Raw genomic sequence first — 11,321 nt, 5'->3', positions numbered from 1 at the left:
GGCCGCGCTCGAAGGCGCGTCACCGGGACGTCGACCGTACGGCCGACCACGCAGCCGGCTGTACGCGCCCTGGCGGTCCGAGGTGGTCGACCGCCTCGGCGAGGAGTCGATGCTGCCCGCCATCTACTTCATCTTCAGCCGGGCCGCCTGCGACGACGCCGTCCGCCAGTGCCTCGACGACGGAGTACGACTGACGACTCCCGAGGAGCGGCGCCAGATCAGGGAGATCGCCGAGGCCAAGGTCGAGGCCCTGTCGGACGACGACCTCCGGGTGCTCGGCTACGGTGCCTGGCTCACGGGGCTGGAGGCCGGCCTCGGATCACATCACGCCGGCCTCGTGCCGCCCTTCAAGGAGGCCGTCGAAGCCTGCTTCGGCGCAGCCCTGGTCAAGGTGGTCTTCGCCACCGAGACGCTGTCGCTGGGCATCAACATGCCGGCCCGATCCGTGGTCATCGAGAAGCTGACCAAGTTCACCGGCGAGCGACACGAGACGCTGACGGCGGGGGAGTACACCCAGCTGACGGGGCGGGCTGGACGGCGCGGGATCGACGAGGTGGGCCACGCCGTGGTGCTGTGGAATCGCTTCGTGCCGTTCTCCCAGGTGGCGGGGCTGGCGTCGACCCGCACCTACGCGCTCACGTCCTCCTTTCGACCCACCTACAACATGACGGCCAACCTGGTCCGCCGCTACCCGTCGGACCAGGCCCACCACCTGCTCAACCTTTCCTTCGCCCAGTACCGGGCCGACGCCGACGTCGTCCACCTCGAGGCCCGGCTCGAGCGCACCACGACGGCGCTGGCCGACGCCCGGCGGGCTGCGAGCTGCGACCGAGGCGACGTCGAGGAGCTCCGGCGCCTCGATGGCGCCGCCCGACGGTCCGCTGCCGCCGGCACCGAGCAGCCGCACCCCGACAGCCCACGGACCGAGATCAAGGAGGCCCTCGATCGGATCCGGCCCGGCGACGTGTTGCGCATGCCCACCGCCGTCGCCTCCGGACCGGCGGCGGTGATCACGACCGCCCGACGCCGTGGCGGCGACGTGCGCCTCGGCGCTGTCACCGTCGACACCCGCAAGGTCCTCCTCCGGGCGGCCGACTTCCACGCTCCACCCCGCCCCGTGGCCCGCATCGAGCTCCCGGTGCCCTACGACCCGTCGACGGCCCGCTTCGTCCGCCAGACGGCCGCCGCCCTGCGCCGTATCGACCTCGAGGACACAGCCGGCCCGGGAGGCCGGCAGGAGGACACAGCCGGTCCGGAAGGCCAGCCCGAGGGCGCGGCGACGTCCGTCGGCAAGCGGGGCCGTGCCCGGCGCAGGGCCACCGATGAAGGTGGCGCCCGGCGCGGTGGTTCCGGTGCTGCGGCCTCGCACCCCGTGGCCAGCTGTCCGCAGCTGCGGACCCACCTGCGAGCGGCCGACCGCGCCGACCGGCTGGAGCGCGAGCGTGAGCGCCTGGAGCGGCGGGTCCGGGGGCGCAGCGAGTCACTGGCCCGCCAGTTCGACCGGGTCCTGGGGCTGCTGCGCCGCCGCGGGTATGTCGACGGCTGGTCGCTGACGGAGGCCGGGGATCGCCTGGCCCGCATCTACCACGAGGCGGACCTGCTGGTGGCCGAGACACTCGGAGCCGGTCTCCTCGACGGGCTCGACCCGCCGTCGGTCGCCGCGCTGCTGTCGGTGTTCACCTTCGAAGCCCGAGGACCGGCGCCCGCTCCCGCGAGCGGGTTTGGCCCGGGAGGACAACCGGCGGCCCACGCCGGCCCGAGGAGTGAGCTCCAGCGACGCTGGCGCGCCGTCGAGGAGCTGGCTCGGCGGCTGGGAGCCGACGAGGCTGCGGCGGGCCTACCCCCGACCCGACCACTCGACTCCGGCTTCGCCCCGGCTGCCAGGGCATGGGCCGCGGGGGACGATCTGAGCCGCGTCATCGCCGACGAGGACGTCTCGGGCGGCGACTTCGTACGCAACATCAAGCAGCTGATCGACCTCCTCCGCCAGATCGAGCAGGTGGCACCCGTTCCGGGCACGGCCCGGGCCGCGGGACAGGCGGCCGACGACCTCTTCCGGGACATCGTGGCCGCGTCGTCGGTCCTCGACGCCGGCGCTGCCGCTGCCTCCTAGCAGCGTCTCCGCGAACGCCCTGCTCGGAGGGGGAGGCGGATCCACCGCCACCGCGGGCGCTGGGCCGTAATGTGGCGCCGCATGCATCCGTACGTCCGGGAGCGCTTCAGCGACGAGGAGTCCGACGTCCTGCGGCGCTACTTCACGACCATCGACGGACCCGTCTTCGCCCTTGTCAACCTGCCCGAGGTGGTGAAGGGAGCGCTGTTCGCCCGGTACTCCCGTTCGGCCAAGAGCCTGCGACGGCTGTTCCTGGACGAGTTCGTCGGCGATCTGGACATCACCGGCGACCTCACCGTCGACGCCACCGTCGGCCTTCGTCGGGCCGAGCAACTCTACGATCGGATCTTCCTCGAGTACGGCGACGACTCGGTCGCTCAGCTCGGCGGCGTGCACCTCGCCTGCGAGCAGGCGTCGAACCTCCTGACCAAGGTCCTCGAGCGGAGCCGGCTCATGGCCTACCTGGAGCAGTCGACGCGCTATGTCGCCTACGACTCCCGCCTGGCCAGTGGCCACTACCGGTACTTCAGAGACCCGGCCATCCTCGAGTCTCCTCTCGGCGCCCGCTACGTGGGGGAGATGGACCGGATGTTCGACACCTATGCGGCGCTGCTGCCGGTGGTCCAGGCCTGGATCACCCGCCAGTACCCGAAGGCCAGCACCGACTCCGACCTGGCCTATCGCCAGTCGATCCGGGCCAAGGCCTTCGACGCGCTACGGGGGCTGCTACCAGCCGGATCGCTGTCCAACGTAGGCATCTACGGCACCGGCCAGTCCTACGAGCTACTGCTCCTCCACATGCGGGCCCATCCCCTCCCGGAGGCCCGCTACTACGCCGAGCTCATGCTCGAGGAGCTTCGCAAGGCCATCCCGTCCTTCCTCAAGCGCGTGGACCGCCCGGATCGGGGAGGGGAGTGGTCGGCCTACCTGGCCGCAAATCGCACCGCCATGGACGACCTTGCGGCCAGGCTCTTCCCCTCGGGCGAAGCGGGTATGGGCGACCCCCCACCCCCGGTCACGCTGGTGGATTTCGACCCCGACGGTGAGAACAAGGTCATCGCCGCCATGCTGTACCCACACACCGACCTGGGGGAGGCCGAGCTGGCCGAGCGGGTCGCCCGGATGTCTGCTGACGAGCGGCGCCAGGTGGTACAGGCCTACGTGGGCGATCGCACGAACCGTCGTCACCGTCCCGGACGGGCGCTGGAACGCACGTCCTACCGCTTCGACGTGGTGTCGGACTACGGAGCCTTTCGGGACCTCCAGCGGCATCGCATGCTCACCATCGAGTGGCAGCCGCTCGACACCAGCCTTGGGTACGACCTGCCCGAGGCCGCCGTCGAGGCGGGGGTGGCGCCGGCGTTCGAGGAATCGATGGTCCGGTCGGCGACCCTGCACGACGCCCTGGCCCCACAGTTCCCGGACCAGGCTCCGTATGCCGTGGCCCTCGCCTTCCGGGTGCGCTACGTGATGCAGATGAACGCTCGCGAGGCCATGCACATCCTGGAGCTCCGGTCGGGCTCCCAGGGGCACCCTGCCTACCGGACCGTGGCCCGCGAGATGCACCGCCTCATCGCCGAGCAAGCCGGCCATCACGCCGTGGCCCAGATGATGCGCTTCGTCGATCACGACGACCAGGCCGACAACGGCCTCGGGCGCCTCGAGGCCGCCCGCCGTGCGGAGGCTCGCCGCGTATCCGAGCGCCAGCACCACACGGCTCGGCCGGCTCGCTGACAGCGACCGAGCGCGCCCCCGCGCGGGCGGTGGGTATCCCCCGCAGGCTGGGTTTTTTTTCACCCTCTTGAACAGGGGTGATACGCGAAGAGCCAGGTCATCCGGATCAGGTCGGGGTTGACGATCACCTCCAGGCGCGGCATAACTAGCGGAGTCCCAGACGCCCCGGACGCCAGGTCGTGGGCCTCCCGGGATTATGTGGTTTGTTCTCTTGGGAGGGGGGGTCGCGGGCCGCGGGGGCCCAGGAAGCCGAGTAGAGAACGTCCCAATAACCCTTCCGTCGAGCGCTCTTTTGCGTTACGGGGGAATGGGCCACCGGACGGCCCCAAAGGCTCCTGGGCCCAACCGCCCGCCTGGATCCGCTGGTCTGATGGATGTGCCGGCCGGCGTCTCGCCTGCCGGCAGGCGGTAGTTTGCGCGCCGGAGCCCGCCACCTGTGGCCCGCTCGACGAGCAGGTGGCGCCGTATAGGCTCCCGGGCCGAACTCAGCAAGGACGGGCTGCAATGGCCGAAGACGTCGACGACCAGGTGGACGAAGAAACAGAAGAAGAAGAGGAGCTCGACGAGCCCGACCTCGACGAGCTGGCAGACGACGAGCTCATTGACGAGGACTCGCTCGAGGAAGAAGAGGCCGACGAAGGCGAGGATCTCGAGGAGGAAGAGGAGGAGGAGGCGGAGGCGGCGGAGCCGGAGAGCAAGAACGGCGCCCCCGCCACGACCGATCGAGCCGAGGACGAGGAGGAGGAGGACGACGACGAGGACGACGAGGAGGACGTCGAGGCCAGCCTCGACGTGATCCTCAAGGAGCGCCTGGTCGTCGCCGAGGATGAGGAGGAGGACGAGGAGACACCCGAGACCGAGGACCGGACGGAGACGGCGACGAAGGTGTTGCCCAAGCAGCCGGACGAGTTCGTGTGTCGGTCGTGCTTCCTCGTCAAGCACCCCAGCCAGCTGGCCGACCAGGAGCGAATGCTGTGTCGCGACTGCGTCTAGGCCGGCCCGGGAGGCGGGCCCGAGGACAATGGCGCAGGCGCCTCGCGCGTCCAGCCCCGCTGCGGGGCCAACCCGCCTCCAGGTCCTCTGGGGGCCGTCCATGAGCTACCGACGGATCGTGGTGGGTACCGACGGCTCCGAGACGGCCACCAAGGCTGTCGAGCACGCCGCCCGGCTGGCCTCCACCGTCGGCGCCGCCTTCATCGCGGTGACCGCCTACGACCCCCACCCCCAGGGCCTGGACCGCGACCGGGCCGAGGCCCCCGAGGAGATCAAGTGGCGGATCACGGCTTCCGGATTGGCCGACGATCACGCCGGCGACGCCGTCCGGCTCGCTCGGCAGGAGGGGGTCACGGATGCCAGTGCCGTGTCCGAGGCTGGTACCGCCGCTGAGGCCCTGCTCGAGGTGGCCGACCGGCGGCGAGCCGACCTGATCGTAGTGGGGTCGAAGGGCATGTCCTCAGCCGGCCGCTTCCTGCTCGGCAGCGTGCCCAACGCCGTGAGCCATCACGCCCCGTGCGACGTGATGATCGTGCGCACCAGCTGACCGGGCCTGCCGAGCTGCGCCGTGAGGAATGATGGGGTCATGACGGAGAGGAAATCACTGCTCGAGCAGGCCCTCGATGTGTGCCTTTACGCACCGGTGGGGTTGGCCATCTCGGTCACCGAGGAGCTGCCGCAGCTGATCGACAAGGGCCGGGCCCGGGTGAACGGCCAGCTCGCCATGGCCAAGATGGTCGGCAGCTTCGCCGTCGCCCAAGGGCAACGCGAGGCGCAGCGTGTGGTTCGTCAGGCGACCGGACGCGTCTCGGAAGGCGGGCCGTTCGGAGCACCGGCGGCCCGGGAGGCCGACCCGTGGGCACAGCCGGGGGAGCCCGACCCGTGGGCACAGCCGGCCCGGGAGGCGGACCCGACGGACGGCGACGGCGACGGCACAGGGGTCTGGTCGACAGACGGCACCACGGGATCCGACGGAGCCCCTCCTGTCCCCCCGTCCACCGTGTCCACGTCGGTGGAGGGCGCCTCGGCACCGCTACCGGCACCGGGCACGCCGTCTGGTGACGCCAGCGCCCTCGCCATCCCGGGCTACGACGCGCTGTCTGCTTCCCACGTGGTCCAGCGCCTGGCCGGCCTCGCTGCGGACGAGCTGGAGGCGGTGAGGACCTACGAGGCGGCCACCAGGGGCCGCAGGACCATTCTCAATCGCATCGCCCAGCTGCAGGCTCCCGGCAGGAGCTGATGCGTGAAGCGGCCAGGCGAGCCGACCGGGACGACCTCCCTCGGCTCGCCGAGCTCAGCCGCAGCGCTCTGGCCCAGCTCTCCGCCGCTCGAGGTGGGGCGCTGCTCGTCGAGCACCACGGTCGACCCGAGCCCGTCGAGCAGGCGCTGGCCCGGACCCTGGACGATCGCGACGGAGCAGCTTGGGTCGGCACGGTCGATGACCAGATCGTCGGCTACGCCACCGCCCGCACCGAGACGCTCCCCGGCGGGACCGAGCTCGGCGTCGTCGAGGACCTGTTCGTGGAGCCGGGCGCCCGCGGCGTGGGCGTGGGCGAAGCCCTCATGGGCGCCCTCATGGCCTGGTTCGTCGATCGGGGGTGCGCCGGGGTGGACACCGTGGCGCTTCCCGGCGACCGTCTGAGCAAGAACTTCTTCGAGTCGAGCGGCTTCAAGGCGCGACTGATCGTCATGCACCGGGCCCTCTCATCAGACCGCCCTCCCGGGCGGACCCCGCCCGCGGAGCAGTGACCCGTCCCGAGCTCTGCGTCGGCGCCGTGGCCGTGGCCGATGAGGAGCTGCTGCTGGTGCGGCGGGGGAGGGGGCCGGGAGCGGGACGATGGTCGGTGCCCGGCGGCCGGGTCGAGGCAGGGGAGACCATCTGCGACGCGGTCGTCCGCGAGGTGGCGGAGGAGACGGGACTGCAGGTGCGCTGCGGCGAGCTGTTGGGTTGGGCCGAGCGAATCGGGCCGCAACACCACTTCGTGATCCTCGATTTCGCCGTCACCGTCACCGATGGACGACGGCCGGTGGCCGCTGACGATGCTGCCGAGGCCAGTTGGTTCCCGCTGTCGTCGGTCCCGCGGGTCGCGCTCGTCGACGGCCTGGCCGGTTTCCTCCGGGACCACGGCGTCCTCTGACGAACGAGTCGGTCAGCGTCCCTTCCAGACCGGCGCCCGCTTCTCGATGAAGGCGCGCGGACCCTCGGCGAAGTCCTCCGAGCGAGCGGCTCGGGTCATCGCCTCCTCGGTCATCTGCCACAGGGTCTCGTCGTCGGCCGTGTGGGCGGCGATCGCCACTCCTCGGCTCTCCCGCACGGCGACGGGAGCATTGGCACAGACCCGCTCGGCCAGCGCCAGCGCCGCCGTCAACGCCTCTCCGGGAGCGACCAGCTCGTTCACCATGCCGAGGGCGTGCGCCCGCTCGGCCGGAAGGGGGTCGCCGGTGAGAATGAGCTCCATGGCCACCGCGGGGGGGAGGGCTCGGGGCAGCCGGAACAGTCCGCCCGCCGCCGCTACCAGCGATCGCTTGACCTCGGGCAGGCCGAAGGAGGCGGCCGTCGAGGCCACGACGAGGTCGCACGCCAGGACGATCTCGCACCCCCCGGCCAGGGCGGGCCCATCCACGGCGGCCACAAGGGGCTTCACCCGATCGCGGCGGGTGATGCCAGCGAAGCCGCCGCGCTCGGTAGACAGCGTCAACGCCTCACCGGCGGCGATGGCCTTGAGGTCGGCGCCCGCAGAGAAGACGGGGCCGTCGGCGCTGACGACACCGATCCACACCTCGCTGTCGCTCTCGAGGCGATCGAGACCCGCCTCGATGCCCTTGGCCACCTCGGCATTGACGGCGTTGCGGGCCTCAGGACGGCGGATGGTGAGCACCGCAGTATTGCCCCGCTTGCTGTAGTCGACCACGGGGTCAGCCCGCCCGCCGGTCGCGACCGACCGCCGGGCGCGGCGGACGAGGGGAGTGCGGCCGCGGTGGACCCGGCGGCGGCGGCATACCGATGCCCAGCATGGTGGCGAGCGCGGGCACCCGTCCGGAGGCCTGCCGGGCCGCGTCGACCACGCTGTCCGCCGGATCGCGGGGGAGCCCCCGGGGCTTGACCATCCGCCGGATCGGAGAGTCCGCCACCGCTTCGAGCAGTGTCGTCCACCGCTCCGCCGAGGTGTCGGGCGCCATCGCCTCGCCGGCGGCATCGCTCATGCGCACCGCCAGCTGGCCAGGAAAGCGCGCCGTCGGCTCGGGTGGGTGGGCCGAGACCCGGAGCGCCCGCACCAGGCGACCCTCATCCAGAGCCCGGGTGATCTCCTCCACCCATTGCTCGCGCATGTGCCCCACGCGCCGCTCGAGCGCCTCGCGCAGGGTGCTGGCGAGGAGGCGACTTTCGTCGTCGCGCGTCGCCGTGTCCGCGCCGGCGACGACCGACCGCAGGTCCCGCAGGCTGATCTCGTCGACGGCGCCGGCCGCCGCGTCGGCCCGATCCCGCCAGGTGGCTGCATTCAGCCGTGGAAGGAGCTCTTCGGCGAGCGTCAGAAGGGCCTCGCCGTTGACCTCTGGAAGGTTGGCCGAGCGCGCCCGGTCGTTCTGGCCCTCGATCGCTTGGCGCACCGCGGGGATGCCACCCTTGAGCACCTGCTCGGCGATCGCTCGCTGCTCCGGGGACAGCCCGGCCAGAGCGGCGTCGCGGTGCACGGTGGCCGGGCTCAGCCGCTTCGGCCGTGGTGTCCTACCGCCGTCTCCGGAGTCTTCGCTCTGGCGCGCCGGCCGACCAGCGGCGCGCCCGCCCGACTCAGCATCCCGCCGCGGTCCGCGCCGCCCGCCGCCATCGCGGCGCTTGTCTGCGTTCGTGTCCGCCGGCGTCCGACCGCCCCTGGACCGGCCTCCCGGACCGGCGTCGCCGCGGCGCGCTCGTCCCTCGCCATCCGACCGAGGCTGGCGGGACGAGCCCTCGCGACGGGGCCGCTCCGGCGACGCGTCACCGCCGTCTCGTCGCGGCCGCCGCCTCGCATCGCCGTCCCCGCGGCCTCGCTCCGGGCGGCCGCTCCGGCGCATCACTGACGTGGTCACGCCCTCCTGTCGACCCGGCGAACCGATGATCTCCAGCCGCTCGGGCTCGGCGCGCTTCTTCTCCTTCGGCGGCAGCACCGACAAGATGCTGATGCCCTCGAGCTCGAACTCCGCCTCCGCCCGCACCACGTCACCGACCTTGGCGCCCTCGTAGAGCACGGAGCCCTCCAGCACGCCCTTCGGCTGGCGCGCCCCAGCTGCGCGCCACGTCCAGCTGCCGTCTTCCCGGACGCTGGTCAGCTCCACGTCGATCCTGCGGGACATGACGAGGCCAAGCTACAACGGGATCACCGGGGCCTGCGACGGGCGAGGTCGACCGGGGCGCTCTAGAAACGCCAGGGCGCACCCGTAAAGTGGCGATCCGTGCCGGTGCCCGTCCTCCTGGTCCATGGTTTCGCCTCGTCGTTCGAGCGCAACTGGCGCGAGCCCGGCTGGGTGGACCTGTTGTGCGATGCAGGTCGAGAGGTCATCGGCGCCGACCTTCTCGGCCACGGGACGGCGGCCAAGCCCCACGACCCCGCCGCCTACGTCGGCCTCGAGTCCCAGCTGACGACCCTCCTCCCACCGGATGGTCCCGTCGACGCCATCGGCTTCTCGTTGGGTGCCAGGCTGCTGCTCACGGTCGCCGCCACCCGACCCGGTGCCTTCGGCCGCGTCGTGGTGGGCGGTGTAGGGGAGAGTGTGCTGCGCGACGACGATGTCGAAGTCGTCGCCCGCGCCGTCGAGGGATCGGCGCCCGGGAGCTCCATATCCGCCTCGGAGCCCGGCTCCGGGACCTCTGCCGTTCCGCCCCAGTCCAACCTCGCCCGAGCCTTCGCCCGGTTCGCCCGGACGCCGGGCAACGATCCCCTCGCCCTCGCCGCCTGCCTCCGGCGACCCGTCGCCCCGCTGACCAGTCAGGAGCTGGCCGGGGTGCGGGTCCCGGTCCTCGTGGTCCTGGGGGACCAGGACTTCGCCGGCCCGGCTGAGCCCCTGCTCGACGCCCTGCCCGACGCCACCCTGGTCGTCCTCGAGGGGGTGGACCACCTGGCCACACCGATGAGCTTCGGCTTCATCGACGCTGCGCTGGGCTTTCTCGGGGCCCTGCCGACATGAGCCAGATGGGGCGAATGCACTGGTTAACGCAACCTGGCTCGTTAGGATCATGCCGGTGAACCCGGGGACGCGGCGGCTGCGGTGGTGGAAGGAAGTGCTCGCCATCGTGGCGTTCGACCTCGTCTACGAGTGGACGAGCAGCAAGGCGGCCGGGGCCCACGCCGTGGCCGGCACCCACGCCAGCCAGATCGTCCACGCGGAGCGGTCCCTCGGCATCTTTGGCGAGCACGCCATTCAGCAGTGGTTCCTGCCGCATCGGCTCCTGATCGAGGCGTCCGACCTCTTCTACTCAACGGTGCACTTCGTGCTCCCGGTGGTCACCCTCGTGTGGCTGTTCCGCCGATTCCCCGAGCGCTACATCCGGTGGCGCAACGCCCTGGCCTGGATGACCGGCCTTGGCCTCGTCGGCTTCATCGCGTTCCCTCTGCTGCCGCCGCGCTTCTTGCCGTCGAGCTTCGGTTTCGTGGACACCCTGAACGTGATCGGAGGGATCGGCAGCTGGGACTCGGCCCTCATGAAGGACGCCGGCAACCTCTACGCCGCCATGCCCAGCCTCCACATCGCCTGGGCCCTCTGGTGCGTCTTCGCCCTGGTCCCTGTCGTCCGCCGTCGCTGGATCAAGGCCCTGCTGATCCTCCACCCCTTCGTCACCCTGTTCACGATCATCGTCACCGCCAACCACTACTTCCTCGACGCCGCCGGGGGAGTGGTCGTGTTCACCCTCGGGGTGGCCATCACCCAACTCCCCCGTCCCGCCTTCACGGTCTCGCCGATCGCCGCCCTCAGCGGCGTGCTTCCGCACCCGGCCTGGCTGCAGGTGCCGGCCGGATGGCTCCGGGCAGCCGACTCATGGCTCACGAGCGCTCCTGGTCGAATCGTGTCACTCGTCGACCCGCTTCGCGTGAGCGGTCTTCGCCGTCGCCCGCCGACCTCCGGGGCCGTGCCGGGAGTCCCGTCGTCGGGCGCCGAGCCGGGGGCCACGGGCGCGCCCACCGCACCACCAGCTGCGGACGGCGACGACAGCCCCACCGAGGTCGGCGTCAGCGCCTGAGCCCGCGGTGGCGGCACCCCTCTCGAGACCCGATACACCCCTACCCCGGCCGCCCAGAATGTACGTTATGTAAAGTTGAGTTCGTGGGAAGCCCGTAGACGGCTCCGATTGCCTCCGGAACCCCTCCCCGGCTGCTCGAGCCCGCCGACCGCATCTCGGCACGACCGAGTCGCCCTGGCAGGCTTGTCGCGCCCGAGCTCGTCGCGTTCAGCTGGCGTTTCTGGGGCCTAGCCGCTGCAGGTTGCCTCGAACGGGCACCAATCGGAC

The 11,321-nt window shown here is 71.6% G+C and carries 11 protein-coding genes; 9 read left to right on the top strand and 2 right to left on the bottom strand.

What is annotated here, in order from left to right; all coding sequences use genetic code 11:
* The 7 genes from VGF64_13255 to VGF64_13225 all read left to right on the top strand — a co-directional run.
* Nucleotides 1–2,113: hypothetical protein (locus tag VGF64_13255; protein HEY1635722.1), on the top strand; the 2,113-nt coding region annotated here is incomplete at its 5' end.
* A gap of 81 nt (nucleotides 2,114–2,194) precedes the next feature.
* The gene (locus VGF64_13250; protein HEY1635721.1) at nucleotides 2,195–3,847 is read left to right on the top strand and encodes an FAD-dependent thymidylate synthase; all 1,653 of its coding nucleotides are present in this window, start codon (nucleotides 2,195–2,197) and stop codon (nucleotides 3,845–3,847) included.
* 504 nt (nucleotides 3,848–4,351) lie between these two features.
* Complete coding sequence (locus tag VGF64_13245) at nucleotides 4,352–4,840, top strand: DUF4193 family protein (GenBank protein HEY1635720.1); 489 nt, start codon at nucleotides 4,352–4,354, stop codon at nucleotides 4,838–4,840.
* Between the two features lie 100 nt (nucleotides 4,841–4,940).
* Nucleotides 4,941–5,387, top strand: coding sequence for a universal stress protein (locus VGF64_13240; GenBank protein HEY1635719.1), 447 nt, complete (start codon nucleotides 4,941–4,943; stop codon nucleotides 5,385–5,387).
* Between the two features lie 39 nt (nucleotides 5,388–5,426).
* Nucleotides 5,427–6,080, top strand: a complete 654-nt coding sequence (locus tag VGF64_13235) for a hypothetical protein (GenBank protein HEY1635718.1) — start codon at nucleotides 5,427–5,429, stop codon at nucleotides 6,078–6,080.
* Entirely contained in the window at nucleotides 6,080–6,589 is a 510-nt protein-coding gene (locus VGF64_13230) for a GNAT family N-acetyltransferase (GenBank protein HEY1635717.1), read from the top strand. The genes VGF64_13235 and VGF64_13230 overlap by 1 nt, the downstream gene beginning before the upstream one ends.
* The gene (locus VGF64_13225; GenBank protein ID HEY1635716.1) at nucleotides 6,586–6,978 is read left to right on the top strand and encodes an NUDIX domain-containing protein; all 393 of its coding nucleotides are present in this window, start codon (nucleotides 6,586–6,588) and stop codon (nucleotides 6,976–6,978) included. Before VGF64_13230 ends, VGF64_13225 begins: the two co-directional genes overlap by 4 nt.
* A gap of 12 nt (nucleotides 6,979–6,990) precedes the next feature.
* Here VGF64_13225 and VGF64_13220 read toward each other — a convergent pair whose 3' ends face one another.
* Both VGF64_13220 and VGF64_13215 read right to left on the bottom strand, forming a co-directional pair.
* Nucleotides 6,991–7,752, bottom strand: a complete 762-nt coding sequence (locus VGF64_13220; protein ID HEY1635715.1) for a crotonase/enoyl-CoA hydratase family protein — start codon at nucleotides 7,750–7,752, stop codon at nucleotides 6,991–6,993.
* Nucleotides 7,753–7,756: 4 nt separating this feature from the next.
* The gene (locus VGF64_13215) at nucleotides 7,757–9,172 is read right to left on the bottom strand and encodes a hypothetical protein (protein ID HEY1635714.1); all 1,416 of its coding nucleotides are present in this window, start codon (nucleotides 9,170–9,172) and stop codon (nucleotides 7,757–7,759) included.
* Nucleotides 9,173–9,271: 99 nt separating this feature from the next.
* Here VGF64_13215 and VGF64_13210 point away from each other — a divergent pair, with 99 nt between their 5' ends.
* Together VGF64_13210 and VGF64_13205 are read left to right on the top strand one after the other, a co-directional pair.
* The gene (locus VGF64_13210; GenBank protein HEY1635713.1) at nucleotides 9,272–10,003 is read left to right on the top strand and encodes an alpha/beta fold hydrolase; all 732 of its coding nucleotides are present in this window, start codon (nucleotides 9,272–9,274) and stop codon (nucleotides 10,001–10,003) included.
* Between the two features lie 55 nt (nucleotides 10,004–10,058).
* A complete protein-coding gene (locus VGF64_13205) occupies nucleotides 10,059–11,054 on the top strand; it encodes a phosphatase PAP2 family protein (GenBank protein HEY1635712.1) in 996 nt (331 codons plus the stop codon).
* The last annotated feature ends 267 nt before the right edge of the window (nucleotides 11,055–11,321 follow it).

Source organism: Acidimicrobiales bacterium (assembly GCA_036491125.1).
In the GTDB taxonomy this organism is placed as follows: Bacteria; Actinomycetota; Acidimicrobiia; order Acidimicrobiales; family AC-9; genus AC-9.
Note: the sequence above shows the minus strand (reverse complement) of the source record. Positions and strands in the feature narration are given on the sequence as shown.

Bases quoted from the DNA above. Each gene is read 5' to 3' on its own strand.
- VGF64_13230 (HEY1635717.1), top strand. From the start codon at position 6,080: ATGCGTGAAGCGGCCAGGCGAGCCGACCGGGACGACCTCCCTCGGCTC.
- VGF64_13235 (HEY1635718.1), top strand. From the start codon at position 5,427: ATGACGGAGAGGAAATCACTGCTCGAGCAGGCCCTCGATGTGTGCCTT.
- VGF64_13215 (HEY1635714.1), bottom strand. From the start codon at position 9,172: ATGTCCCGCAGGATCGACGTGGAGCTGACCAGCGTCCGGGAAGACGGC.
- VGF64_13245 (HEY1635720.1), top strand. From the start codon at position 4,352: ATGGCCGAAGACGTCGACGACCAGGTGGACGAAGAAACAGAAGAAGAA.
- VGF64_13240 (HEY1635719.1), top strand. From the start codon at position 4,941: ATGAGCTACCGACGGATCGTGGTGGGTACCGACGGCTCCGAGACGGCC.
- VGF64_13250 (HEY1635721.1), top strand. From the start codon at position 2,195: ATGCATCCGTACGTCCGGGAGCGCTTCAGCGACGAGGAGTCCGACGTC.